Origin of the sequence: Pseudomonas sp. IT-P44 (assembly GCF_949768225.1) — a bacterium.
Classification (GTDB): domain Bacteria; phylum Pseudomonadota; class Gammaproteobacteria; order Pseudomonadales; family Pseudomonadaceae; genus Aquipseudomonas; species Aquipseudomonas migulae.
On record NZ_CATKQM010000101.1, the window covers coordinates 205,465 to 230,401 of the forward strand.

Here is a 24,937-nt window from a genome sequence, read left to right on the forward strand (position 1 = left end):
GCGCTTTCGCGGGCAAGCCTCGCTCCTACAGGATTCGTGGTGCGACGCAGATTACGCTTGGCAATAAAAAACGCCCCCGATCGTGAGATCGGGGGCGTTTTTGTGTCAGGCGCGAAAATTACTTCGCTTTGACACCTTCAAACGTCACGTACAGTTCAACCGCGTCGGACGCTGGGCCCAGGTCTTTCTGCTTGCCGAAATCGGAACGCTTGAGGTTGGTGGTGCCTTCGAAGCCGGCACGGTAGCCGCCCCATGGATCCTTGCCTTCACCCAGGAAGGTCGCCTTGACCACGACTGGCTTGGTCACGCCAGCGATGGTCAGATCACCCGCCACGTCCGCAGTGTCTTTGCCAGCGGCGTTTTTGCCGGTGGATTTGACGCTGGTGGAAACGAAGGTGGCTTTAGCGAATTTGCTCGCGTTCAGGAAATCACCGCTGGCGATGTGCTTGTCGCGTTCGGCGTTGTTGGTGAAGACGCTGGCGGTGTTCACATTGAACTCGATCTTGGCGTCTTCAGGCTTGGCAGCGTCGAAGCTGAACTTGCCGTCGATATCCTTGAAGGTACCGGTGATGAAGCTGTAGCCCAGGTGGCTGATCTTGAAGTCAACGAAGGCGTGCTGGCCTTCCTTGTCGACGACATAATCAGCTGCCATTACGTTACCGGCGGACAGCAGAGCGGAACCGATTGCCAGAGCGGCGAGGGTCTTTTTCAACATGCTTTCTATTCCTTTGGAGTCGAGGTTGAACTTCAGGCTTTGCGACCCAGCATTCGAGTAAGGGTCGCATCACGATCGATAAAGTGGTGCTTCAATGCTGCCAACGCATGGAGACCGGAAAAAATTACCAGCACCCATGCCAGATACAGATGAATCTCACCGGCGGTGTCTGCCTGGTCCGGTAGTCCGGAAACCAGTGCAGGAACTTCGAACAGGCCAAACACCGGAATCCCGACACCATCTGCGGTGGAAATCAGGTAACCGGCAATCATCACAGCAAACAGACCCAGGTACAGGAACGAATGGCCAAACTTCGCGCCGATGCGCGTCAGCCGGCCATAGCTTTCCAGCGTTGGCGGTGGTGGGCTGATAAAGCGCCACAGCACCCGAAGCACCATCACGGCCAGCAACACCAGGCCAATGCTCTTGTGCAACTCCGGCGCATCTTTGCGCCAGGTGCTGTAGTAGTCGAGATCGACCATCCACAGGCCCAGTGCAAACAGACCGAAGACCGCCAGCGCCACGCCCCAGTGCATGAAGATGCTGACCCAACCGTAGCGGGAAGAAGAGTTACGTAGCTGCATGCCCAAATCCTGTGAGAATTGCGACCAAGACTATCGAGTTATCTATCGAATTAAAGCGGAAAATTTCGCTTTGAAATATCGAGAAATACGATCAAGAGTCTGAAATCGGTGAGTTAAGGAAAGATTAACGACCAATGTGTGAAAAAAAATGACGTCCAGATCAAGAACACCAATGCCATGAGATTTATTCAATTCTTTTCTTCAGGCATAAAAAAACGCGGCATTTGCGCCGCGTTTCTTTAATCCAGACGCTTACTGCGCTTTGGTATCAGCTACCGGAGTTGCAGCAGGTTTGGCTGCTGGTTTCTTCGCCGCTTCAGCTTTCTTTGCCGCCGGTTTCGCCGGGGCCTTTTTGGTTTCGGCCGCAGGCTTTTTCGCCGGTGCCTTGGCCGCAGCCTTCTTGGCCGGCTCGGCTTTCACCGGTGCGGCAGGTTTCGGCGCTTCCACTGGCGCAGGGGCCGGGGCTGCTACTGGAGCCGGTGCCGGGGCTGGCGGTGTGACGGGCTCTGGCGCTTTCACGGGTTCCGGCTTCTTGTCGTCGTCCGAGGAACCACCGAACAGGTTGCTGAAGAAGTTGCCTTTCTTCGCCGCCACTGCGCCGGCTGCTGCAGCAGTCGCTGCCGGAACAACCTTCGCCGGTTCAAACGACTTGCCGGCCGCCAGGTCTTCAACCTGACCGGCTGCACGCTGACCAGTGCGCAACGCGCCTTCCAGAGTGCCCGGGTACAAGGTGTCGGTGTGTTCGCCAGCGAACGCTACGCGTTGCAGCGGACGTTCCCACAGGCGCCAGAACTTGCTGATCTGGCCCGGACCGAAGGCCAGGTAAGCGCCGCCCATCGACGGGTCGGTGCTGTAGCGACGGATTTCATAACCGGTGAACGAACCGCGCGCCTGTGGATAAAACGTGTGCAAGCGAATCAGCACCTGATCGGCCATCTGCTTGTCGCCGAAGGCCTGCATCACTCGTGCGTTGTCGCCGGACAGGTTGATCACCACGTTGGCGCCACCCTTCAGCGCCGGCTCGACCCACAACATGCCCAGGCCGGTGTTGCTGTAGATCTCGCCGGACATGCGCGCCTTGCTTTCCCAGACCGGCGTCTTGAACTTCAGCATGATCTGGTCGCGCCAACCGTAGTTGGTGCCTTTGATCGCGCCCATGTGTTGGGCATCCAGCGCCGGGGTCATCACGATTTTGTTGAGGGCGCGCAACGGCACCGCGACCACGACGTAGTCAGCCTGATAGCCGACGCTGCCGACCTTGACGGTCACGCCGTCCTTGTCCTGGGTGATGGACGAGACCGGGGAACTGGTCTTGATGGTTTTCAGCTGTTTGACGAAGGCTTGTGCCAGCACCGGGCTGCCGCCCAGCAGGCGCGAAGCGCGCAGGTCACGGTCGGACACGCCACGGTAAACCCGGCTCTGTTGTGCGTAGTACAGCAACGACAGGCGCGAAGGTTCGTCATAACGGGTACGGATTTGCTGATTGATCAATTGACGAGCCGTGGCTGGCAACGTCAAACGGTCGAGCCAGTTGGAGACGTTGATCTGGTCCAGGGCATGCAGCGCGCTGGTTGCGGCAGGGTTCAGCGGGTCTTCGATCGAGCGCGCCAGGTCGTCCAGGGTCTTCTCGTAACGCTTGAGCGCGTCAGCGGTGGCCGGCTCTTTGGTGGCCAGGTCAGCGGCGGTGTAATACACGCCGTCGATCAGGTAGCTCGGCGTGCGCACGAATTCAGGGGCCGGCGTGGTGCTCAGCTTGAAGGTCGATACGTACTTGTTCAAAACCGGCTGAGTCTTGTCGTTGCCGATCCATTCGCTGGTGGCCATGCCGGAACGACCGCCCAGGGTCGGTTTGGCTTCCAGCAGGGTGACCTGCCAGCCCTTGTTCTGCAGTTCGTACGCCGCCGTCAGGCCCGAGAGCCCGCCGCCAATCACGATCGCCGTTTTATCCTTGGCCAGCGCAGACACGCTGAACAGCCCCAACATCACCAGCGCACAGGCGCGCAGCCAACCAGCAGACATTCAGCGAACTCCGGAAATACACGTAGAAAAAAGCGGTTTTGCGAGTCAGACGACTCAAAGAACCGCGAAGAATACGTTAGCCATCAAAGGGCCGCCAGCGACGTCTATCGCCCTATACAAAGTAGCTCATTCGACACAATGGGTTGTCCCGATGCCACGCATTGCATAGGCTTGCGCGATTGTATGTCCGCGCCTGTCGCGGACCGCCTCGAGGAGACTGGAAATGGGCCTGAATAATCAGTGGATGCAACGCGATCTCGCCGTGTTGTGGCATCCCTGCACCCAGATGAAAGACCACGAACAGTTGCCGCTGATCCCGATCAAGCGCGGTGAAGGCGTGTGGCTGGAAGACTTCGAAGGCAAACGCTACCTCGACGCCGTCAGCTCCTGGTGGGTCAACGTGTTCGGCCACGCCAACCCGCGCATCAACCAGCGCATCAAGGATCAGGTCGATCAGCTGGAACACGTGATCCTCGCCGGTTTCAGCCATCAGCCGGTGATCGAGTTGTCCGAGCGTCTGGTGAAGATGACGCCGGAAGGCCTGACCCGATGCTTCTACGCCGATAACGGTTCGTCCTGCATCGAAGTCGCGCTGAAAATGAGCTTTCACTACTGGCTCAACCGCGGCCAGCCGAACAAGAAGCGCTTCGTCACCCTGACCAACAGTTACCATGGCGAAACCATGGCGGCGATGTCGGTGGGCGACGTGCCGCTGTTCACCGAAACCTACAAGGCGTTGCTGCTGGACACCATCAAGGTGCCGAGCCCCGATTGCTACCTGCGCCCTGAAGGCATGGGCTGGGAAGAGCATTCGCGGAACATGTTCGCCGCGATGGAACAGACCCTGGCCGAAAATCACGACACCGTCGCGGCGGTGATCGTCGAGCCGCTGATCCAGGGTGCCGGCGGCATGCGCATGTATCACCCGGTTTACCTGAAACTGCTGCGCGAAGCCTGCGACCGTTATGGCGTGCACCTGATCCACGACGAAATCGCCGTCGGCTTCGGCCGCACCGGAACGATGTTCGCCTGCGAACAGGCCGGCATCCGCCCGGACTTCCTCTGCCTGTCCAAGGCCCTGACTGGCGGTTACCTGCCGCTGGCGGCGTGCGTGACGACGGAAGATGTCTACAGCGCGTTCTACGACGACTACCCGACCTTGCGCGCGTTCCTGCATTCGCACAGTTACACCGGCAATCCGCTGGCGTGCGCGGCGGCGTTGGCGACACTGGATATCTTCGAAGAAGACAACGTGATCGAGAACAACAAGGCGCTGGCCCAGCGCATGGCCTCCTCCACCGCGCACCTGGCCGATCATCCGAACGTCTCGGAAGTGCGTCAGACCGGTATGGTGCTGGCCATCGAGATGGTCAAGGACAAGGCGACCAAAGAAGCTTATCCGTGGCAGGAACGTCGTGGCTTGAAGGTGTTCCAGCACGCGCTGGAACGCGGTGCTTTACTTCGACCGCTGGGCAGCGTGGTGTATTTCCTGCCGCCGTACGTGATCACCCCGGAGCAGATCGACTTTCTGGCGGAAGTAGCCAGTGAAGGGATCGACATTGCGACACGCAACAGTGTGAGCGTGTCGGTGCCGCAGGATTTCCACCCCGGCTTCCGCGATCCGGGTTGATTGATTGGCTTGAGCTTGTGGGTGTCTGGGCTGCCGCTTTCGCGAGCAAGCCCGCTCCCACAAGGGGAATGCATTTCAATGTGGGAGCGGGCTTGCTCGCGAATGAAGTCGCCACCGATTCAGATGATTTAACACTTTCCAGAGAACCCGCATGAGACTGTCCCGCTTCTTTATCGACGCCCCCCTGAGCACTGGCGAGCACGAGTTGCCCGAGGCCCAGGCCCATTACATCAGCCGCGTGCTGCGCATGGCCGAGGGTGATGCGTTGCAACTGTTCGACGGTTCGGGTCATGAGTTTCGCGCGAAGCTGGTCGAGGTCGGCAAGAAGCGCGTCGTGGTGCAGATCGACGAAAGCTTCGCCGGGCAAATCGAATCGCCGCTGCAGATCCATCTCGGCCAGGGCCTGTCCCGTGGCGAGCGGATGGACTGGGCGATTCAGAAAGCCACCGAACTGGGCGTGAGCGAAATCACCCCGATCTTCAGCGACCGCTGTGAAGTCCGCTTGAAGGACGAGCGCGCCGACAAACGCCTGATGCACTGGCGCCAGGTGGCGATCAGCGCATGCGAGCAATGCGGGCGTTCACGGGTACCGGTGATTCACCCGCCGATGTTGTTGGCGGACTGGTTGAAGCAGACCGAGGCGGAGTTGAAGCTGGTGCTGCATCCGGTGGCTGAGCCGTTGGTGAGTCATGCCAAACCTTCAAGTCTGGCATTCCTGATCGGTCCGGAGGGAGGTTTGTCCGATGCCGAAGTCGATCAGGCCAAGGCCAGCGGCTTCCAGGCCGCCCGCCTCGGCCCGCGGGTGTTGCGCACCGAGACTGCGCCAGTGGTTGCACTGGCGGTTGCCCAGCAACTTTGGGGTGATTTCTAGGCCGCCATCGCTAGCAGGCTAGCTCCCACATTGAATTTTGGGTGTTCACCAGTTTCATGTTCACTGGAGATTTCTGTGGGAGCTAGCCTGCTAGCGAATGGCCGCGACACGGTCTACAAGACGTAAAACATAATCGCCACAAAGTGCAGCAAACTCCCCGCGATCACGAACAAATGCCAGATCCCGTGCGCATGCCGCAACCGATGATCCAGGGCAAAAAAGATAATCCCCACGGTGTACAAAATCCCGCCCGACGCCAGCCAGGCAAACCCGGCCGTGCCCAGCGCCGCCAATAGCGGCTTGACCGCCACCAGCACGATCCAGCCCATCACCGCGTAAATCACGATCGACAGGATCCGCGCTTCCGAACGCGGCTTGATCTCCTGAAGGATGCCGATCAGCGCCAGCCCCCAGACAATCCCGAACAACGTCCAGCCCCACGGCCCGCGCAGGGTCACCAGGCAAAACGGTGTATAGCTGCCGGCAATCAACAGGTAGATCGAAAAGTGATCGACCTTCTGCATGATCGCTTTCTTGCGCCCGCGCACGCTGTGGTAAACGGTGGACGCGCTGTAGAGCACCATCAAGGTAAACCCGTAAATCGCCACGCTGACGATCTTCCACGGGCTGCCGTCCATGCCGGCAATCACCAGCATCCACACCACCCCAACCGTCGCCGCCACCGCCCCGACCAGATGCGTCCAGGCGTTCAATCTTTCCCCGTGGTACATGTGTTGCTCACCTCACAATCCAATGCAGCGTTGCGCAAGGCTCAGGCCTCAAGCGTAAAAGCGCAATGTTTCAAAACTGTAGGAGCCGGCTTGCTGGCGATGGCGGCCTCAAGATCAACGTAAATTTTGAGGCCCAATCGCCAGCAAACGGAACGCCGCCCGGCCGCTCCTACAAAGGTCTGCGCGAACCAGATGAATTAGGCACAATCGAGCCATTCGAATAAGAGTCACGCCCATGCTGATCGATGAAGAGTTGACCCTGAAAAAACTCGAGGTGTTCCTCGCCTTCATGCGCACCGGCAATCTGGCTCGCGCCGCTGCCGAGTTGCAGACCAGCAACGTCAGTGTGCACCGGGCGATCCACTCACTGGAAAGTGCCCTGCGCTGCCCGCTGTTCAAGCACGAAGGTCGTAACCTGACGCCGCTTGAAAGTGCTTACGTGCTGGAAGAACGGGCGCAAAAGCTGATTCAGGACGTGGTCGAAACCGTGCGTCTGACCCGCGAAGCCGCCGGGTTCTCGGCTGAGCGCTTCAAGTTGGGTTCGTTGTATTCGCTGACGGTGAAGACCGTTCCGCAACTGATCATGGGTCTGAAAATCCGCCGCAGCGAACTCAACATCGACCTGATCCTCGGCTCGAATTTCGACCTGTTGTACAAGCTCAAGAACATGGAAGTCGACGCGATCCTGGTGTCTTTGGACGAGAGCGTGAACGACCCGGATTGCGAGCAGATCCCGCTGTTTTCCGATGACATTTTCCTGGCCACCCCGGCGGACTCGAAGTTTGCCCAACGCACGGAAGTCGATCTGGCCGAAGTCCGCGACGAGACGTTCATTACCCTGACCCAAGGCTTCGCCACGCACCAGGATGGCAATCGGGTGTTCAAACAGGCGGGGGTCGAGCCGAAGGTGGCGATGCAGGTCAACGACATCTTCACCCTGCTGAGCATGGTCAGTTCGGGGGTGGGTTATGCGTTGCTGCCAGGAAGGATTGCAGCGGTGTATGAAAACCGGGTGAAGCTGATTCCGTTGCAGGAAAAGTATCGGTTGCAGCAGCACATTGGCGTGGTGTTTTTGAAGGCCAAGGAGCGCGACCCCAATTTGCTCGCGCTGCTGGCGGAGTGTCGGATGTATGCCAATCGCCAGGCTTAAGACCGCGTCGCACCCTTCGCGGGCAAGCCTCGCTCCTACAGGGATATGCAGTCTCTGTAGGAGCGAGGCTTGCCCGCGAAGACGTCAGCACATTCAACAATGACCCATCGGGTTAACCGACGATCCCGCGAACAATGAAATACAGCAGCGATGGCCCAAGCAAGCACCCAAGCCCGGTGTGGAACGTCGCCGTCAACGCGCCATAAGGCACCAACCGCCGATCCGTCGCCGCCAACCCGGCGGTCACACCGCTGACCGTACCGGCCAACCCGCCAAACACCATCGCCGAGCGCGGGTTATCCAACCCCATCCAGCGCGCTGCCATCGGCGTGCCGACCATCACCAGAATCGCCTTGATCAACCCGGTGGCAATCGACAACGCCACCACATCGGAACTCGCACCAATCGCCGCGCCAGTCACCGGCCCGACGATGTACGTCACCGCGCCCGCACCGATGGTGGTCATGCTGATTGCATCGCGATAACCGAACACCCAGGCAATGCTCGCCCCGACAATGAACGGCAACACCGTGCCCAGCAACAGCGCAATCACGCCGATCATCCCGGCCTTTTTCGCTTCGGTGGCCTGCACTTCAAACGCCGTGGCAACGATGGCAAAGTCGCGCAACATCGCCCCGCCCATCAAACCGATACCCGAGAACAGTGTCAGGTCCGCCAGGCCTTTTTGCCCGCCGGTCATGGTGCCGCCGACCCACGCCAGGACCAGGCCGATGACAATGGCAATTGCCGAGCCATGAATCCGCCCGAACGTCAGGCGTTTGGACAACACCACCGACACCCACATGATCACGCCAACGAACGCGAACGCCGTGACCAGACCGTTAGTTGCCAAGCCTTTCTCGATGACTTCCAACATATCAGCGGCCTCCTACTGGCGTGCCGAGGGGCGTGAGTTCCGCAGGTTCATCAGGCAACGGTTCGCCTTTGTGGGTCCGGCTGATCAGGGCAATGGTGCAGCCGCAGAGCACCACCGAACCGATGGCCGCGAGCACCGCCACCGGGCCGCCGTGCAATGCGGTCACGACGTTCTGTTGCGCCGCCATCGCCACCACCACCGGAATGTACATGGCGCCCCAGAAGCCGACGCCCATCTCGCAATCCTTGGTCATGCCGCCGCGCTTTTGCATCCACAACCGCGCGCAGATCAACAGGATCATCGCGATCCCTACCCCGCCCACATTGGATTTGACGCCCAGCATTACGCCCAGCGCATCGCCCAGAATCACCCCTGCCAGCGTACAGATCGCCAACAGCGCCACACCGTAAATAATCATTGTTGTAGTCCTCAAAGTGCATCGTCGAATGTTGTTTTTGTTGTTCGAAGGCCTGAGTTGGAGGTCTAGAGTTGGCGGCTTCCCTCCTCACGCAACAGCGCCTGCAAGGTGTCGAGCCGCGCCCCGTCGAAGGCAATCACGGTGCCCTGCTCGAACACCCGGCGCGCCAGCCCGGTCAGCACCGCACCGGGCGGCAGTTCGATTTGTAGCCGTACGCCGCGCTCGTAGGCGCTTTGTACCGTGCCGCGCCAATCGACGATGCGGCACATGTTGTAAGCCAGGTCTTCGCGCAGGGCTTCAATGTTGATGATTGGCCGGGCGCGACTGCCGCTCAGATAGCCCACCGTCGGGCTTTTCAACTGCACGCTGGTGAAAGCTTCGGCCAGGATTTTCGCCGGCGCATCCAGCAGCGGGCAGTGCGACGGCACGCTGACGGCAAGGCGCTTGGCCAGGCCTGCGCCGCGTCCTTTCGCCAACTCGGCGACGGCCTTCATCGCGCCGTCGCTGCCGGCAATCACCACCTGGTTATCGGCGTTGATGTTGGCCAGGTAAACCGGCGTGTCGACGCTGTGAACCTGCGCCAGCAAGCCTTCCACTGTAGATAAATCGAGACCGATGATCGCGGTCATGCCGTAGCCGTGTGGATAAGCCTGCTGCATCAATTCACCGCGCAAGCTGACCAGATGCAGCGCATCGCTGAAGCTCAAGGCACCCGAAACCACGGCGGCCGGATAAGCACCAATGGACAAGCCCGCCACGTAATCCGGCGTCATGGATAACTGACGCGAAGCCGCGACACCGGCAATCAACAGGCACAGCTGAACCGCCCGTGTCGATTTCAATGCTTCAGCGCAATCCAGCAGCAATGCGTCTTCGCCAAGCACTTCGCTCGCCTCGATCACCGTCTCGCGAGGCAAACGATGGAGCATGCCCGGCTGCTGCGCGCCCTGGCCGGGGAACACCAACAAACTGCTCACGCTGCTTGCTCCTGCGGGTTCCACGGATCGATCACAAGGCAGGCTTCACTCGCGTTTTTCAGCAACACCCGACGCGCAGGACCGGCCCATTCACGCAGGGCGACGGCGCCAAATGGCGTCTGCAATTGCATGTCCACCTGGCACGCGGCGCTGTCCAGAATCTTCAGCAGTCCCTGCGCCTTTAACCGTTCCAGAACCTGCGGCGTACGCAGGACCAAATCCAGATCGCTGCCCTCATGCAAGGCAACAATGCCACTGGCCAATTCAAACCCGGCACTGCCGCTGACGCCCCACACCCAACCGCAGTCATCGAGCAACGGCCGCAATTGGTTGAGGGCCTGCACGGCGGGCAAATCCCGATCGATCGAGACATGACACAGCGCTTCCGGTGTGACCCGACGCTGAACCGCATCGACCGCCATCACCGTCGCATACCGCTGCTCACGCAACCGACCACGCACCCCGACCGCGATAAAACCCGGCGTACTCACCGCACGCCGAACCACCACCGGCTGACCCACGCGGATCGACTCGATCACCCACGCAGGCGCCTGCGCAGGCAACTGCTCCGGGGTCATCCCCCACAGCAGGTCGTGAGCCAGAAACGTGTTCACCACTGCGCTCTCAGCAGTTGGCGAACCGTGCTCGACGCGGCGCGGTTGCTCGCGCCCAAACGGCTGCTCAAATCGCGACCGCTTGCGGCAACATCGCCAATCGCCAGATTCAGGCATTCCGTCACTCGCGCCAGATCCGCTGATGTTGGCTGCTCAATCTGGTCCACCGACAAGGTTTCCCACAGCAAACCGAGACTGGCGTAGCTGTCGATGTCATACGCCATCGGCGGCACGCTGGCGGCCAGTGCTTCCAATTCTTCGACACTGCGCAAGGTCACCCGCGCCGCTGACGCCTTGCCCATCGCATGCACCATCACGCCCGGATCACGCAGGGCGATCAGCCGGTTAGCCTGGTAGCCATGAGCCAAAAACGCTCCGGACATCGCCTTGCCCACCAGCAAACCAATCACAGCGTGGCCAGCCAACCGGGCGCGGGCATAACTGTCCGCCGCAGCGGCCAGTGCCTGATGAATGCCCAGCGCTTCTTCGCGCCGACCGTAAGCCTGACTCGGCACATCGATGATCGCGATCACGGCGCGCTTATGCGATTTATCAGCGTCAGCCACGATGATTTCATCCACAGCCTTGGCCAAGCCCCAACCTTCCAGCAAACCCACTTCACCGTTGCGAGCGCGGACGAAACGGTTGTCGGGATCTGCCACCACTGCGATAAACCGGACCGGTTGTTCGCCCACCACACCATCAGCGGCTTTCAGTGATGCAGGCAAACCCTCCACCGGTTTCGCGCCTGCACTCAAGGCGTTGAACCAGTTCAAACCTCTCAGGGAATACGAATTCATGAGCGCTCTCCTTGATACAGATCGCGAACCGTCGCCGCATCGATTTGCGGTTCGGCGTCCAGGCGGGCCAGTCGTTGCAGGAACAGATCGGCCTGACGACTGCGTTGTTGTTCCGGCAAGCCTTGTTGCAGCAATTCACTGACCTGCTGTCGGACCTGCGCCACATCGTCAGCGACAAAGCGATCCACCAGACCGCTGGCAAAGCGTTGCTCGCCACCGGTCAGGCTCCAGATGAAAGGACGGTCGCGGGAGTCGTATTCCTCAAGCCCGGCTTCCTGTTCGATCACCTGTGGGCCGTTCAGGCCAAGCCGTGCTTCCTGAGTCACCAACAAATAGCTGCACAACCCGGCGGCAATCGACATCCCGCCAAAGCAGCCGACGCTGCCCGCCACCACGCCGATCACCGGTTGGTACTGCCGCAGATCGACAATCGCCGCATGAATGTCGGCAATTGCCGCCAGCCCAAGGTTGGCTTCCTGCAAGCGCACGCCGCCGGTTTCCAGCAGCAACACGGCGCGGGTTGGAATGCCGTTACGGTTGTCTTCAGCGGCGAGCTCCAGCGCACCGGCAATCTTCGCCCCGCCGACTTCGCCGAGGCTGCCGCCCTGGAAAGCGCCTTCGATGGCAGCGATCACCACCGGCAAACCGCCGAGGCTGCCCTTGGCAATCACCACGCCGTCATCGGCTTGTGGCACCACGCCCTGGCGCGACAGCCACGGCGACATGACGCGTTGAAACGGGTCGAGCAATTCGCGGAAGGTACCGGCGTCGAGCAAGGCTTTCGCCCGGTGTCGGGCGCCGAGTTCGATGAAGCTGTGCTTGTGGAGGAGCGCTGCACTGTCAGTCATGGCCGATCTCCTCAAAGCCTTGTTCCAGACGCAAGCGCACCACGCCGGGGGTCGCGCCGAAATCGTGGATATCGATGGCCATTGCCGGTGGTGTCTGGCCGTCGAACATCCGTGCGAACAGATGCTGCCAGCGTTGTTCGGCGCCATTGACCGAGGTCTGCACCTTGATGGTCAGCTTGCCGGCCTGACCCGGTTCGATCAGCACTTCCAGATCGCCCGAACCGACACAACCCACCAGCGTGCGACCGCGTGGCGGCTGCCCGGCGGGGAATTCAAAGGATAAGGTTTCCATCAAAACGCTCCCTGGTTGATGCCGTCAGCCGACGCAATGCGGTCGATGAACAGGCAGGCTGCGAGCAAGTCCGCAGCGCCGCCGGGCGAGGCATTCAACGCGATTAATTGTTCGTCCAGTTCATGCAAGCGCCGGCGACCGGCGAGGCTGGCGCTGCCACCCGCGTCGAGTACTGCCTGGGCGCCGAGTTGCATGGTGTGCAGGCCTTGTTCGCCGGCGCGGTAGAGCACGCAGGTGTCACTCAGTTGAGTCATGATCGCCAGCAGCGCATCGAGCCGGGCGTTCTGTTCGCCATGGCCGGCAGCGCGGCTGCGCTTGAGTTGCGGCAGTGCGCGTTGAATCACCGAAGGGAAACCGAGTTGGGCTTCTTCACGGGCACCACGCGCGCCGTAACGTTGGGCGACTTGCGCGCCGTGGCTCAGAGGACGCGGGGCGAAACGGTCGTCGAGTATCGCCAGTCGGGCTGCCCGCAACGTCACCGTGCTTGCGTGGGTATTCGAGCAGTCCAGCGCGGCGGCAGTGACCAGCAGGCCCAACGCCCAGATCGCGCCCCGATGTGTATTCACACCGTTAGTGGTGGCGAGCATGGTTTGCTCGCCTTCCCGGCCAATCCGCCCAATCGCTTCGCGCAGCGGTACACCGACTTCGCCAAACGCGATGGCCGATTCCGCCATTTCCTTGAATGCTGGCCACAGCGACAACGCCGAAGCGTGCATCAGCCCGAGGTGCAAATCGGTGTGTGCGCCATTGCCGCGACGATCCACCAGCGCCGGTTTCGGCGACAGGTCCGCTTCGTCGATCAGCGCGTCCACTGCCAGGTCCGCCAGCCGTTCGGCCAGCGACAGAGGTTTGGGTTGCAGGTTGAATGCGTGCATTACCAGCTCCTGAACTTGGCGGGCGGGTTGTAGAGGCCACCGGACCACTCGACCAGATCGGCCACGCTTTTGGCGGCGAGCAATTCGCGGGTGGCGTCGGTGCGACGGATGCCGAGGTCTTCAGGCAAGGCGATCAAGCCTTCGCGACGCATCCGGGCGGTGTCTTTCGGGTTGTGACGCAGGCCGATGGCAGTCACGCCAGCGACGGCGGCGATCATTGCCTGACGCTCTTCCAGCGAACGCGCCTTGTACAAATAGGCGATGCCTTCTTCGGTCAGTAGGTGGGTGACGTCGTCGCCGTAAATCATGATCGGCGCCAGCGGCATGCCGCTTTTCTTCGCCACTTCAATCGCGTCGAGGGTTTCGACGAAGGTCGGTTTGCCGCCCTCCTGGAACGTTTCGACCATTTGCACCACGAGTTTTTTGCCGCGTTCGAGCAAGGGTTCCGGCGCATCGCCGTGGCGCATGTCGAGCCAGGCCGGCGTGCCGTGACGCCGCCCACGCGGGTCATGCCCCATGTTCGGTGCCCCGCCGAAACCGGCCAGGCGCCCGCGAGTCACGGTGGAAGAATGGCCGTCGCCATCGACTTGCAGGGTCGCGCCGATGAACAGGTCCACCGCGTATTGCCCCGCCAGTTGGCTGAACATCCGGTTGGAACGCAGCGACCCGTCGCGCCCGGTGAAGAACACGTCCGGCCGCGCAGCAATGTAGTTTTCCATGCCCAGTTCGGTGCCGAAGCAATGCACGCTTTCGACCCAGCCGCTTTCGATGGCCGGGATCAAGGTCGGGTGTGGATTGAGCGTCCAGTTGCGGCAGATCTTGCCTTTGAGGCCGAGGGATTCGCCGTAGGTCGGCAGGATCAGTTCGATGGCGGCGGTGTTGAAACCGATGCCGTGGTTCAGCGACTGCACGTTGTGTTTTTCGTAGATTCCGCGGATCGCCATCATCGCCATCAGCACGTGCACAGGCTTGATGTGCCGTGGGTCGCGGGTGAACAGCGGCTCGATGTAGAACGGCTTGTCGGCCACCACCACGAAATCGACCCAGGACGCGGGGATGTCGACGCGAGGCAGGTCAGTAACGTCATCGACAAGCTGGTTCACCTGAACGATGACGATGCCGTCGCTGAAGGCCGCTGGTTCGATCAATGCCGGCGTGTCTTCGGTGCTGGGGCCGGTGTAGATGTTGCCGGCGCGGTCGGCCATGAAACCGGCCGAGAGCACGACGTTGGGAATCAGGTCGACCACCAATCGTGCGTAGAGCTCGATGTAGGTGTGGATCGCACCGATTTCCAGCAGGCCGTCTTCCAGCAACTGGCTGATGCGCAGGCTTTGGGTGCCGGCGAAAGAGAAATCGAGCTTGCGGGCGATGCCGCGTTCGAACAGGTCCAGATGCTCGGAGCGCCCAACGCTGGGCATGATCATGTGCAGGTCGTGGAGCCTGGCAGGATCGGCCTTGGCCAGGGAGCGCGAAAGAAAATCCGCCTGCTTCTGGTTGTTGCCCTCCAGCACCACGCGGTCGCCGGGCAGGATCAGTGCCTCCAGCGCGGCCACGATGTTGTCGGTGGGCAGCACCACACCGTCAGCCAGGCCCTTGACCAACGCCAGACGCCGCTGCTTTTCGCTGCGCCGCCGCGTCCATCGCGAGTCGGGGGATATTGTTGTTGTCATGACCACTCCACGGGTTCGCTGTCGTGGGAGTCACCTTAGGAGGGTTGGGTGGGGGGCATCAATCAAGCAGAGAGACGGATCGTTACGGTCAGGGTAATGGTTGGCAGGACAGACGCCTTCGCGGGCAAGCCTCGCTCCTACAGGGGTTTTGTGTGCGCCCCGATCCATTGTAGGAGCGAGGCTTGCCCGCGAAGGGGCCAGTCAGGTCAACCCGGCACTCACAAGCAACTCCTCCAGCGCCAGCAAGTCAGGCACCTTGGCCACTTGATCGCCCACCTGCACCGCCGCCTGTTCCAGCGCACATAACGGCACATCCACATAGCTGAGCTGACTGTCGAGCTTGTAGGAACGAGGAATCCCCTGCACCAGCAACGCGATAAATTTCAGCTCAGGCCGCCCGCCCAGGGCATTGAGAATCACGATCCGCGCGCGCTCGCCAATGACGATTTTATCGCCGCACGCCGACTCAAAACTGAGCAACGGAATCTGCCGCTCCCGCCAACTCACCCGCCCCAGGTACCACGGCGGAGTATCGAGATCGAAAGCCCCCGGCTGATAGTCGATCAACTCCGCTACCGCGACGTTGGGCAAAATCAGGTTGCGGTCGGCCAGGGGTAGCAGCAGCCCGGTGAGGTTGCTGGTGCGATGCTCAAGCATGGGTTTTGCTCCACAGGGCGATGCTTTCGAGCAGCACCGATTCCTGATACGGCTTGCCGAGGTAGTCGTTGACGCCGATGGCCATGGCGCGGTCGCGGTGTTTCTGGCCGGTGCGTGAGGTGATCATGATGATCGGCAGGTGTTGCAGTCGCTCGTCGGCGCGCACCTGGGTGGCGACTTCGAAACCGTCCATGCGCGGCATTTCGATGTCCAGCAGCATCAGGTCCGGCATGTGGTCTTCGAGCAGCAGCATGGCATCAACGCCGTCCTTGGCCGTCAGTACGTTCATGCCGTGGCGTTCGAGTAAACGACTGGTGACCTTGCGCACGGTGACCGAGTCGTCGACCACCATGACCAGCAAGGGCTTGTGCGGCTCGGGTTCAGGGTCTTGAAGCAGCCGTCGCTGCGGCACCTGCGCCTGCATCGCGCGGATCGGCGCCAGCAGATCGATAATCAGCACCACGCGGCCATCGCCCAGAATCGTCGCCCCGGACAAACCCTGCACCGCCGCAAATTGTGGGCCGAGGCTTTTCACCACAATTTCGCGGGTGCCGGCCATGGCATCGACTTGCACGGCGATGTGGCGCTCGTTGCATTGCACCAGCAATACCGGCAACGGCAGGCTCTGGCCCAACAGTTTCGGGCGTGTGCTGGTTTTCAGCAGTTCACCGAGGTAACACAGTTCATAGTGCTGCCCGGCGTATTTGTAAGTCGGCGGATCGAGCCGGTAATGCCCTTCGAGTTCGTTGGGCAACACACGCACGATGCCGTCGATGGTGTTCAGCGGGATCGCATATTGATCCTCACCGCACTGCACCATCAGCGCCCGGTTGACCGACACGGTGAACGGCAGGCGAATGCGAAAATGCACGCCCTGCCCCGCCACAGAGTCGATGCTCATCGTGCCGCCGAGTTGCCGGACTTCTTCATGAACCACGTCCATGCCCACGCCGCGCCCGGAAATCTGGGTGATTTTCTCGGCCGTGGAGAACCCCGGTTGCAGGATGAACTGCAGCACGTCGCGGTCGCTGATATCGCTGTCAGCGGCGAGCAGCCCGCGCTTGATTGCCTTGCGCCGCACCGCGTCCAGCGGCACGCCGGCGCCGTCGTCGCGGATGTCGAAAATGATGTCGCCGCCCTCGCGGGACAGGTCGAGGGTGATCCGCCCTTGCGCCGGTTTTCCGGCCGCGATGCGCACGTCTGCGGATTCGAGACCATGGTCCACCGCGTTGCGCAGCATGTGTTCCAGCGGCGCGGCCATGCGTTCGAGGACGTTGCGGTCCATCTCGCCTTCGGCGTTGCCGACCACGAACTCCACCTCCTTGCCCAGCTCGCTGGAGACTTGGCGGACGATGCGCTTCAAGCGCGGCAACATCCGCTCGAACGGCACCATGCGCGAGCGCATCAGGCCTTCCTGCAATTCGGTGTTGATGCGGCCTTGCTGTTGCAGCAGGTTCTCCGCGTCCTGATTGCGCCGGTCGAGGGTTTCCTTGAGGTCGAGCAGGTCGGAAGCGGATTCGAACAGCGCCCGCGACAGCTGCTGCAACTGCGAGTGACGGTCCATTTCCAGCGGGTCGAATTCTTCGTAGCCCGAGCGTTCGGCGTCGACTTGCTGGCGGCTGAGAATCCTGCCCTGGGTTTCGGTATCGAGCCGGCGCAATTGGTCGCGCATGCGCTCGATGGTGGTTTCCATTTCGTTCAGCGCCACGCGAGCATCGTTGACCTGCTGTTCGATGCGGCCACGGAAGATCGAAGTTTCCCCGGCCAGGTTAACCAGATCGTCGAGCAGTTCCGCCGAGACCTTGACCATGTCGGCACCGGTATCGGCTTGTGGCGCAAGCGGCTCGACCTTGGGTGCAACCGGTGTGGCAACGGGTGTTTCCAGCACTTCCGGATGGCTGAAATTCCTGATCGCATCGATCAGCCGATCCGCTGGTGGCAACGGCTGACCGGCGCGGGTCGCGTCGAGCATCTGCGCCAGTCGGTCATGGCTGCTTTGCAGCAGGCCGAACAGCGCGGCGGTCGGTTTCAACACACCGGCGGACAAGCCTTCGTAGAGAAATTCCAGCTCATGGGCGAGGTCGCCGATCGGGCCGATTTCCACCATCCGCGCACCGCCCTTGAGGGTGTGCAGATCGCGCAGCAGGGTTTCCATTTCCTGACGATTGGCAGGTTCGGCCTGCCAGCGAACCAGCGCAGCGCCGGAGTTTTCGATGATGTCGAAACCTTCCTCGAGGAAGATCTCCAGCAACTCCGGATCATGCCCCGGCGAGTCCTCGGCCCGCACAGGCTCGACGACTTCTGGCGTACTGGCGTTGCCTTGGCGGAACTGGCGAATGGCTTCGATCAGCTCACCCGGATCACCCAGTGGCTTGTGGTGCTGCAATTGCTCAAGCAGTTGCGCCAGTCGGTCATGGCTCTGCTGCAACAGCTGCGCCAGGGTTTCGTTGTGGCTGTAACGGCGATCGACAAGCCCTTCGTAAAGGCTTTCCAGCTCATGGGCGAGGCCTGCGACCGGCTCGACTTCGGCCATCCGCGCACCGCCCTTGAGCGTGTGCAGATCCCGCTGCAACGACAACAACGGCGCGGCGTTGTCCGGGTCTTTCAGCCAGCGCTGCAAGGCCTGACCGGCACTTTCGAGGATGTCCACCGCCTCTTCGAGGAAGATCGAAACGATCTCGTCGTCCAGATCAACAGCGCTGCTCTCTGTAGGAGCCGGCTTGCTGGCGATGGTCGTTAACGATGACGCGTTTTCATCGGATAAACGCGGAGTCTGTGAATCCATCGCCAGCAAGCCGGCTCCTACAGGGGGTAGCGCGCGCTCAAGTTCGGCGGTGGCGTCGCCCAGTTCGCGAATGCTCAGGGTGCGGCTGCCGTCGCTGCGGATCAGGCCCATGGCCGATGGGTCGAGGCTCTCATCGAGCAAGCCGCGCAAGGCCAGGATACGCTCCGGTTGCGGGCTGACTTCCTGACCGGCCGCGAGTTCGTCGAGCATGTTGATCAGCGCTTCGTGGGCACTTTGCGCCTCGTGGAAAAACCGGTCGCTGACCGCCAGGCTGCTTTCTTCCACAGCGCCGTAGAGATCGAGCAAGGCTTCACAGAGCTCATCCACCGGATGCAGATCGGCCAGGTGCGCGCCTTCGCCGAGGGTGGTCAATTCATCCAACAGTGCGCTGAGTTCCTGACGTTCACCGGGGTGCTGCTGCCAACGCTGCAACAGGCTTTCGGCGTCCAGCAGGATGTCCATGCCCTGGGCCAGGAAATTGTTGATCAACTGCGGATCGCGCTTGGTTCTGAGCGCCATGCTCGGCGTGCTCAACAGGGCTTCCAGGCGTTCAGCCAGCAGCGCCTGGGTTCTTTCGATCAACGAACGGGCCCCGGGAATCTCGGCCAACGGATCGACCTTGAGCTGTCGCAGCCCGACGCGGAACACGCCTTCGGCCTCCAGCAGCAGTTCGACTTCGTCGAGGTCCAGCGCGATCAGGTGCGCCTTGTATTCACGGGCCAGTTTGTCCAGCGGCGTCGCCAGCTCGGCAATCGGCAACACGCCGGCCATCGAGGCGCTGCCTTTGAGCGTGTGCAAGGCACGTTGCAGTTCGTCGCTGGCCTGCAACGGCACATGTTCGGCGGCCTGATCGAGGAAGCGGTTGAGGCTGGCCAGATGGGTTTCGGCTTCGTTGCGGAAGATCTCCAGCAGCAACGGATCGAGGGCGGCGACATCCTGCACGTCCTCATCGGCCAACGGCTTGTCACCCTTGGCGAGCGCGTGGGCACGGGCGGCCAATTGGTCGACGTCGTTGCGCTGTCGCTGAGCATTGCCGGCAAATTCAGCCACCAGTTCCGGCAGCAGGTTCAGCACATCGCCGAGCAGTTGCTGCACCGCCTGCCCCGGCTCAACGCTGCGCTCCAGCACGCGGTTGAGCAGGTTTTCCACGGCCCACGCCAGCTCACCCAGCACCAGCGCGCGCACCATCCGGCCACTGCCTTTGAGGGTGTGGAAAGCTCGGCGCAGTTCGCCCAGGGTCGATTCGCTCTCGGGGTTGGCCGCCCAGCGCGGCAAGTATTCCCGGAGGATTTCCAGGACCTCGTCAGTTTCTTCGAGGAAGACTTCGCGCAGTTCATCGTCCACCGGTTCTTCACCCGGAGGCGGTGGCAACAGGCTGCCCGGCGTATTCAGGGCGGGTGGATTGACCGCCGACACCGGGTTGGCGAGGACATCGGCCAGGGTCTGGACGACGTCGGGATCGTCCAGTTCCTGCTGGTCCTGCATCACCTGCGCCTCACTCGGGCTTAGCACTTCATCCAGCACAGGGACATTGTGTTCGCTGGGGAAAAAGCCGAGCGCTGCCAGGCTCTTTTCCGCAACGTCGAGCAATTGTTCACCGGACGCTTCAGCGTCGTCGCTCAGGCGTTCAAGGTAATACTCGATGCTGGTGATGACGTCGGCCAGGCTGTCCAGCGCCTGCCAGCCAGGCTGGTCCGGCTCCAGCAGCAGATGCTCGCGGATAAAGTGGTTGCAGGCGTCGATCAGGCTCGCCCCACGGCTCAGCGGGATCATCGCCAGCGCGCCGCGCACCTGGGTGAGCAAGGCCGGCAACGGTTGCAAATGCTGGCGGTCCCAGTCGGCGTCGATGTAGTCGACGATCATGTCCTTGGCCTGTTGCAGGCAGATGCGTGCTTCCTTGATCACAATCTGGTGGATCTGCGTCAGGTCGGTGGTCGGCAGGCGGCTGTCTTCCTGGCTCTCCGGCTCGACCGTGCCGACCATCCCCGCGAGCGTCGCCTCGACGTAGAGCAAGGCGCCGGCGACATCCATCAGGATCGCGTCGTTGGGTTCGCGTTGCCCCTGAGCGAGGCTCAACACCACCGCAAGCTGATCGATGATGACCTTGCGCGGCTGGCCGAAACCGAGCACCGCCAGGGTGTCGGCGATTTGCCGCAAGGGCGCCAGCAAGCTATCGAGGTCCGAGGCATGCTGGCGGTCGCTGCGCACGAACAGGTCAAGGCGTTCCTTGACCCGCACCAGTTCTTCGCACAGCGCGGCCAGCACCGAGCGCATGGCATCACGATCTGGGCCGGCCAGCCGTGCCCGTTCTTCGTCGACCATCGCGCTGTCAGGCAGCGCATCGTCCAGTCCATAGCGATCTTTCATGGTCAGCATCTGCCCGGTGGGGTGTTCGGCTTTGGCGATGTAAAACAGCAAACTCTTGAGCAACTCCGGCGGTGCCGGCTGATTGATCGCGGACATGCCCTGCTCAAGCAGGCGCTTGAGTTCTTTGTCGGCGTCCTTGAACAGGCTGCGCAGGGCCGGGCTGTTGGCGATCGAGCCGCCGCGCATGCCTTCGACCAGCGCCGAGGCAACGTGCCACAAAGGGCTCAGCGGCGCATTCCCGCACAGTCCTTCGAGGCGTGAAAATACGGTGCTCAGGTAACCGAGATGGGTGTCGTCATCCTGTTCGCGCAGCAACCCGACCAGGGCCATCTGCAACATCTGGCGCAATTTGCGCAGCACGTTCGGCAGGTCCGCCGGCTCCAGCAACGCCAGCGCCTCGTCATCCAGTGGCGGCAAGTCCGGTAATTGCGGGGTGAACAGGCTGGTTTCCGATAACAGGCTTTCGCCACGGGCACTGCGCAGGTCGTTGATCAACGGCAACACCACCAGCGGCAGGTCGCGGCGCGCGCCTTGTACGCGGTCGAGATAGATCGGCAATTGACCGATCGCTTGCAGCAACAAGTGGATCGCTTCGTCACGATGAATGACGCGGTTCTGCTGCAAGGCGGCGGTCAGTTGTTCCATTTCTTCGGCGAGCAGGGCCGCGCCGTAGAACTCGACCATCTGCAAGCTGCCGTGAACCTGATGGATGCACGCCAGGCATTCACTGAGGGCGTGCGTCGCCTGAGGGTCATCAAGCAACGTTTCAATCGCCTGGTGAGCCACTTTCAGTGTTTCGGCAATCTCGCCTTTGACCCACTCAAGGGCCACATAGTCGTGCCGATCACCCATAACCACTCCGTTCATCGTTCGAACGCCCTCGGGCGCCTCACACTTTATCCACAGTCTGCGCCTTGGCGGCCGGCAAGGTGAAACCGGACACCGAACGTCGCAGCTGGCTGGCCATTTTCGCCAGGTTGCCGATGCTCTCGGCCGTAGCGGTGGAACCGGACGAGGTCTGCGTGGTGATCTGCTGGATCACGTTCATCGTCAGGGAAATCTGCCCGGCCGAAGACGTCTGCTGTTGTGCCGCGTTGGAAATACTCTGGATCAACGCCGCGAGGGTTTTCGACACGCCTTCGATTTCTTCCAGAGCCACACCGGCATCCTGCGCCAGACGCGCGCCACGCACCACTTCGGTGGTGGTCTGCTCCATGGAAATCACCGCTTCGTTGGTGTCGGCCTGGATCGCCCGCACCAAGGTTTCGATCTGCCGCGTCGCGGCGGACGAGCGCTCGGCCAACCGTTGCACCTCGTCGGCCACCACCGCAAAACCGCGCCCGGCATCACCGGCCATGGAGGCCTGGATCGCGGCGTTGAGTGCAAGAATGTTGGTCTGGTCGGCAATGTCATCGATCAGGCTGACAATGTCGCCGATCTCTTGCGAAGACTCGCCCAAGCGCTTGATGCGCTTGGCGGTGTCCTGGATCTGCTCGCGAATGTTGTCCATGCCGTGGATGGTGTTGTGCACCACCTCGTTGCCCTTGTTGGCGATTTCCACCGAGCGCTCGGCCACCGCCGAGGATTCGGCGGCGTTGGCCGACACCTGATCGATGGACTGCGCCATGTCGTTGATCGCGGTGGAGGCTTCGCTGATTTGTTGCGCCTGATGCTCCGAGGCCTGCGCCAGGTGCATGGCAGTGGCCTGGGTTTCCTGCACGGCGGCGGCGACCTGACCGGCGGTGAGGTTGATCGTCGCCACCAGATCGCGCAGCTGGTCCACGGAATAGTTGATCGAATCGGCGATGGTCCCGGTGAAATCTTCGGTCACCGAAGCGGTCACGGTCAGGTCGCCGTCGGCCAGGTCTTCGATCTCGTCGAGCAGGCGCATGATCGCATTCTGGTTGCGCTCGTTCTTCTCGGCGGTTTCGCGCAACTGACGATTGGTTTCGCGCACCATCACCATCCCGATAAGGATGATCGACATCAGCGCCGCCAGACCCAGCACGTAGCCACCAATGGTGTCTGTATTGCGCCCGCTGGCGAGGTTTTCGAACCCGGAGGCCAGGTGCGAGGCTTCGTCGAGCAGGGTTTGCGACAGGCTGAATATGTTGGTCGCCGATTCGCGGACCTTGAACAGTTCCGGCGAGGTTTCGAGGATTTCATCCACCGAACCCGAGACGAATTCGAACAGCTCGGAAATCTCGATCAAGCGGGCACGAGCATCGTGGTCTTCGACCTGGCTGACTTTCAGTGCAGGGTTGCCCTGGAGCATGCCCGTGAGCACCAGGCCGAAACGCGCGGCGTCACGGCCAAACGCGTCGGCGGCCTGTTGCGAATTCTCGTCGCCGGACAGCACAGTGTTTACCGCACCGAGGATACGTTCGGCCAACAACGACTGACGCTGGGCCATCGCCACCTGAGCGGCGGGCGCGCCGCGCTGCAGGAGAATTTCGACGACTTTTTCGTACTCGACCTGCAACTGCGGCACGGTTTCAGCGAGGGTGGCGGCGACTTGATGCAGCGACAAAACCGTCTGTTCGCTGGAAAGGATCGCGTCGGTGTTTTTCAGCACGCGCTCCCAATCCAGTTGCACGGCGCGCATTTCCGGGCGCACGGCGGACGGTGCCGGCGGCAGCCCGGTGGAAGGGTCGCCTTTCTTCAGATAGCCCCATCGCTGGGCAAAATCGTTGCGCGCATCGCTGAGCAACTTGAACGCCGCAGCCTTGCCGGCAGCGGCCTCAGTGGCGTTTTTGGCGATGCGCTGGGACAGCACGCGCAGCTCACCGGCGTGGCCGATGTACTGTTTATCGTACGAGGCCTGGGTGTTGAGGTAAGCGAAGTTGGCGAACAGCAGCATGATGAAGACAATCAGCGCGATGAACAGCGCGATGATCTGCGAGCGGCTGCGCGATCCTTCTGGCTTGCCTGTTTTAGCTTTTATCATCGGTCCTCGCCTGTACTACCCAATTCACCCAAGCCCCTGTAGGAGCGAGGCTTGCCCGCGAAGCAGGCGAAGCGGTCTTGCAGGAATACCGCGTTATCGTTCTTCGCGGGCAAGCCTCGCTCCTACAGGATCGGCGTTGCCGCGTTTACAGCGCTACATGCATGAAGCTTTGCGACCGCACCAGCGCAAACGGGCTGAACACCTGCCAATTCTGCTCGCGTTGAAACCGGCCCTTGATGAACGGTGCAATCGGGCCACTCAAGTTATCCACCGGCTCCAGACTGTCCTGGGCAAAGTGCTGAAGGCCGAAAACCTCATCGACCATCAACCCGGCAAACACCTCGTTATGCTCCACCACCAGCACCCGCCGCTGCTTGCGCACCGCCGACAACTCGTGCCCGAAGAAGGCACTCAAATCCATCATCGGCAACAAGCGCCCACGCAGGTTGGCCACGCCCTTGACCCAAGGCTTGACCCCCGGCAACTGGGTGAAGCGCGGTTCATGCAGGACTTCGCTGACTTCACCCATCGGCGCGACGTACCACGCCTCGCCCAAACGAAAACCGATGCCGCTCCAACTGTCCTGTCGGGTTGGCTGCGACGGCAGATCCGCCGCCAGCAGACGACAGCGCTGGTCGATCTGCAGCAGCAGTTCGAAGGCGGTCAACGACTCGGTCATGGTCGGGTGATCAACCGGCCAGCACGTTGTTCAGGGTTTTGATCAGGGTGTCTTCGTCGACCGGTTTGGTCAGGTAATCCTTGGCGCCCTGGCGCGTGCCCCAGACCTTGTCGGTTTCCTGATCCTTGGTGGTGATGATGATCACCGGGATGTGCCCGGTTTCCGGGTCTTTGGTCAACTGACGGGTCGCCTGGAAACCGTTGAGGCCGGGCATGACGATGTCCATCAGCACGGCGTCGGGTTTTTCCTGACGGGCCAGGGCCACGCCGTCGGCGCCGTTTTCGGCTTTCAACACTTCATGACCGTGCTTTTCCAGCATGCCGGTCAGTTTGTACATTTCGGTCGGCGAATCATCGACGATCAGAATACGTGCCATGGTTTTCCCCATTTCTTGTCGACGCCGGGCCCGCTGGCCGAGCGTCACTGTGCGT

21 protein-coding genes are annotated in these 24,937 nt (G+C 61.4%); 3 read left to right on the forward strand and 18 right to left on the reverse strand.

Annotated elements, in window-relative coordinates:
- Nucleotides 1–118: 118 nt before the first annotated feature.
- The 3 genes from ACM6IO_RS29965 to ACM6IO_RS29975 form a co-directional block, all read right to left on the reverse strand.
- On the reverse strand, nt 119–715 hold the full coding sequence (locus ACM6IO_RS29965; protein WP_008033318.1) for a YceI family protein: 597 nt from the start codon (nt 713–715) through the stop codon (nt 119–121).
- Nucleotides 716–747: 32 nt separating this feature from the next.
- Nucleotides 748–1,299 (reverse strand): cytochrome b, encoded by a 552-nt coding sequence (locus ACM6IO_RS29970; protein ID WP_414912718.1) that lies wholly within the window; start codon nt 1,297–1,299, stop codon nt 748–750.
- Between the two features lie 252 nt (nt 1,300–1,551).
- Nucleotides 1,552–3,318 carry a flavin monoamine oxidase family protein gene (locus ACM6IO_RS29975; RefSeq protein WP_192227561.1) on the reverse strand — a complete coding sequence of 589 codons (1,767 nt, stop codon included), beginning with the start codon at nt 3,316–3,318 and terminating at the stop codon, nt 1,552–1,554.
- Nucleotides 3,319–3,541: 223 nt separating this feature from the next.
- Between ACM6IO_RS29975 and ACM6IO_RS29980 the strand changes: the two genes are divergently transcribed.
- Both ACM6IO_RS29980 and ACM6IO_RS29985 read left to right on the forward strand, forming a co-directional pair.
- Nucleotides 3,542–4,948, forward strand: a complete 1,407-nt coding sequence (locus ACM6IO_RS29980) for an adenosylmethionine--8-amino-7-oxononanoate transaminase (protein WP_008045039.1) — start codon at nt 3,542–3,544, stop codon at nt 4,946–4,948.
- 151 nt (nt 4,949–5,099) lie between these two features.
- Nucleotides 5,100–5,819: a 16S rRNA (uracil(1498)-N(3))-methyltransferase gene (locus tag ACM6IO_RS29985; protein WP_192416729.1), complete on the forward strand. Its 720-nt coding sequence runs from the start codon at nt 5,100–5,102 to the stop codon at nt 5,817–5,819.
- A 113-nt stretch (nt 5,820–5,932) separates the two neighbouring features.
- Here the strand turns inward: ACM6IO_RS29985 and trhA are convergent, their stop codons facing one another.
- Nucleotides 5,933–6,550: a PAQR family membrane homeostasis protein TrhA gene (gene trhA, locus ACM6IO_RS29990; protein ID WP_008033324.1), complete on the reverse strand. Its 618-nt coding sequence runs from the start codon at nt 6,548–6,550 to the stop codon at nt 5,933–5,935.
- A 235-nt stretch (nt 6,551–6,785) separates the two neighbouring features.
- Here trhA and ACM6IO_RS29995 point away from each other — a divergent pair, with 235 nt between their 5' ends.
- Entirely contained in the window at nt 6,786–7,700 is a 915-nt protein-coding gene (locus ACM6IO_RS29995) for a LysR substrate-binding domain-containing protein (protein WP_414912719.1), read from the forward strand.
- A gap of 112 nt (nt 7,701–7,812) precedes the next feature.
- On the opposite strand, the gene madM is transcribed toward ACM6IO_RS29995, so the two are convergent.
- The 14 genes from madM to pilH form a co-directional block, all read right to left on the reverse strand.
- Entirely contained in the window at nt 7,813–8,577 is a 765-nt protein-coding gene (gene madM / locus ACM6IO_RS30000) for a malonate transporter subunit MadM (RefSeq protein ID WP_008026230.1), read from the reverse strand.
- Between the two features lies 1 nt (nt 8,578).
- The gene (madL, locus tag ACM6IO_RS30005; RefSeq protein ID WP_192227557.1) at nt 8,579–8,995 is read right to left on the reverse strand and encodes a malonate transporter subunit MadL; all 417 of its coding nucleotides are present in this window, start codon (nt 8,993–8,995) and stop codon (nt 8,579–8,581) included.
- Nucleotides 8,996–9,060: 65 nt separating this feature from the next.
- On the reverse strand, nt 9,061–9,972 hold the full coding sequence (gene mdcH / locus ACM6IO_RS30010) for a malonate decarboxylase subunit epsilon (protein ID WP_414912720.1): 912 nt from the start codon (nt 9,970–9,972) through the stop codon (nt 9,061–9,063).
- Nucleotides 9,969–10,589: a malonate decarboxylase holo-ACP synthase gene (locus tag ACM6IO_RS30015; protein ID WP_414912721.1), complete on the reverse strand. Its 621-nt coding sequence runs from the start codon at nt 10,587–10,589 to the stop codon at nt 9,969–9,971. Before ACM6IO_RS30015 ends, mdcH begins: the two co-directional genes overlap by 4 nt.
- A complete protein-coding gene (gene mdcE / locus ACM6IO_RS30020) occupies nt 10,583–11,386 on the reverse strand; it encodes a biotin-independent malonate decarboxylase subunit gamma (RefSeq protein ID WP_223434056.1) in 804 nt (267 codons plus the stop codon). The genes ACM6IO_RS30015 and mdcE overlap by 7 nt, the downstream gene beginning before the upstream one ends.
- Complete coding sequence (locus tag ACM6IO_RS30025) at nt 11,383–12,234, reverse strand: biotin-independent malonate decarboxylase subunit beta (RefSeq protein ID WP_008026220.1); 852 nt, start codon at nt 12,232–12,234, stop codon at nt 11,383–11,385. The genes mdcE and ACM6IO_RS30025 overlap by 4 nt, the downstream gene beginning before the upstream one ends.
- A complete protein-coding gene (locus ACM6IO_RS30030; RefSeq protein ID WP_008026217.1) occupies nt 12,227–12,526 on the reverse strand; it encodes a malonate decarboxylase subunit delta in 300 nt (99 codons plus the stop codon). Before ACM6IO_RS30030 ends, ACM6IO_RS30025 begins: the two co-directional genes overlap by 8 nt.
- The gene (locus tag ACM6IO_RS30035; protein WP_280162421.1) at nt 12,526–13,401 is read right to left on the reverse strand and encodes a triphosphoribosyl-dephospho-CoA synthase; all 876 of its coding nucleotides are present in this window, start codon (nt 13,399–13,401) and stop codon (nt 12,526–12,528) included. Before ACM6IO_RS30035 ends, ACM6IO_RS30030 begins: the two co-directional genes overlap by 1 nt.
- Nucleotides 13,401–15,071 (reverse strand): malonate decarboxylase subunit alpha, encoded by a 1,671-nt coding sequence (gene mdcA / locus ACM6IO_RS30040; protein ID WP_008026213.1) that lies wholly within the window; start codon nt 15,069–15,071, stop codon nt 13,401–13,403. The genes ACM6IO_RS30035 and mdcA overlap by 1 nt, the downstream gene beginning before the upstream one ends.
- A 201-nt stretch (nt 15,072–15,272) precedes the next feature.
- Complete coding sequence (locus ACM6IO_RS30045) at nt 15,273–15,728, reverse strand: chemotaxis protein CheW (protein WP_008045056.1); 456 nt, start codon at nt 15,726–15,728, stop codon at nt 15,273–15,275.
- Nucleotides 15,721–21,732 (reverse strand): Hpt domain-containing protein, encoded by a 6,012-nt coding sequence (locus ACM6IO_RS30050; RefSeq protein ID WP_414912722.1) that lies wholly within the window; start codon nt 21,730–21,732, stop codon nt 15,721–15,723. The genes ACM6IO_RS30045 and ACM6IO_RS30050 overlap by 8 nt, the downstream gene beginning before the upstream one ends.
- 37 nt (nt 21,733–21,769) lie before the next feature.
- Nucleotides 21,770–23,827 (reverse strand): methyl-accepting chemotaxis protein, encoded by a 2,058-nt coding sequence (locus ACM6IO_RS30055; protein ID WP_008026203.1) that lies wholly within the window; start codon nt 23,825–23,827, stop codon nt 21,770–21,772.
- Nucleotides 23,828–23,972: 145 nt separating this feature from the next.
- Nucleotides 23,973–24,506, reverse strand: coding sequence for a chemotaxis protein CheW (locus ACM6IO_RS30060; protein ID WP_008026202.1), 534 nt, complete (start codon nt 24,504–24,506; stop codon nt 23,973–23,975).
- A 10-nt stretch (nt 24,507–24,516) separates the two neighbouring features.
- A complete protein-coding gene (gene pilH, locus ACM6IO_RS30065; protein ID WP_007897961.1) occupies nt 24,517–24,882 on the reverse strand; it encodes a twitching motility response regulator PilH in 366 nt (121 codons plus the stop codon).
- Nucleotides 24,883–24,937: the final 55 nt, after the last annotated feature.

Coding starts and splice junctions, on each gene's coding strand:
- ACM6IO_RS30030 (WP_008026217.1), bottom strand. CDS start 12,526: ATGGAAACCTTATCCTTTGAATTCCCCGCCGGGCAGCCGCCACGCGGT.
- pilH (WP_007897961.1), bottom strand. CDS start 24,882: ATGGCACGTATTCTGATCGTCGATGATTCGCCGACCGAAATGTACAAA.
- trhA (WP_008033324.1), bottom strand. CDS start 6,550: ATGTACCACGGGGAAAGATTGAACGCCTGGACGCATCTGGTCGGGGCG.
- madM (WP_008026230.1), bottom strand. CDS start 8,577: ATGTTGGAAGTCATCGAGAAAGGCTTGGCAACTAACGGTCTGGTCACG.
- ACM6IO_RS29975 (WP_192227561.1), bottom strand. CDS start 3,318: ATGTCTGCTGGTTGGCTGCGCGCCTGTGCGCTGGTGATGTTGGGGCTG.
- ACM6IO_RS29965 (WP_008033318.1), bottom strand. CDS start 715: ATGTTGAAAAAGACCCTCGCCGCTCTGGCAATCGGTTCCGCTCTGCTG.
- ACM6IO_RS30060 (WP_008026202.1), bottom strand. CDS start 24,506: ATGACCGAGTCGTTGACCGCCTTCGAACTGCTGCTGCAGATCGACCAG.
- mdcA (WP_008026213.1), bottom strand. CDS start 15,071: ATGACAACAACAATATCCCCCGACTCGCGATGGACGCGGCGGCGCAGC.
- mdcE (WP_223434056.1), bottom strand. CDS start 11,386: ATGAATTCGTATTCCCTGAGAGGTTTGAACTGGTTCAACGCCTTGAGT.
- ACM6IO_RS29985 (WP_192416729.1), top strand. CDS start 5,100: ATGAGACTGTCCCGCTTCTTTATCGACGCCCCCCTGAGCACTGGCGAG.
- ACM6IO_RS30055 (WP_008026203.1), bottom strand. CDS start 23,827: ATGATAAAAGCTAAAACAGGCAAGCCAGAAGGATCGCGCAGCCGCTCG.
- ACM6IO_RS30050 (WP_414912722.1), bottom strand. CDS start 21,732: ATGGGTGATCGGCACGACTATGTGGCCCTTGAGTGGGTCAAAGGCGAG.
- ACM6IO_RS30045 (WP_008045056.1), bottom strand. CDS start 15,728: ATGCTTGAGCATCGCACCAGCAACCTCACCGGGCTGCTGCTACCCCTG.
- madL (WP_192227557.1), bottom strand. CDS start 8,995: ATGATTATTTACGGTGTGGCGCTGTTGGCGATCTGTACGCTGGCAGGG.
- ACM6IO_RS29995 (WP_414912719.1), top strand. CDS start 6,786: ATGCTGATCGATGAAGAGTTGACCCTGAAAAAACTCGAGGTGTTCCTC.
- ACM6IO_RS30035 (WP_280162421.1), bottom strand. CDS start 13,401: ATGCACGCATTCAACCTGCAACCCAAACCTCTGTCGCTGGCCGAACGG.
- ACM6IO_RS30025 (WP_008026220.1), bottom strand. CDS start 12,234: ATGACTGACAGTGCAGCGCTCCTCCACAAGCACAGCTTCATCGAACTC.
- ACM6IO_RS29970 (WP_414912718.1), bottom strand. CDS start 1,299: ATGCAGCTACGTAACTCTTCTTCCCGCTACGGTTGGGTCAGCATCTTC.
- ACM6IO_RS29980 (WP_008045039.1), top strand. CDS start 3,542: ATGGGCCTGAATAATCAGTGGATGCAACGCGATCTCGCCGTGTTGTGG.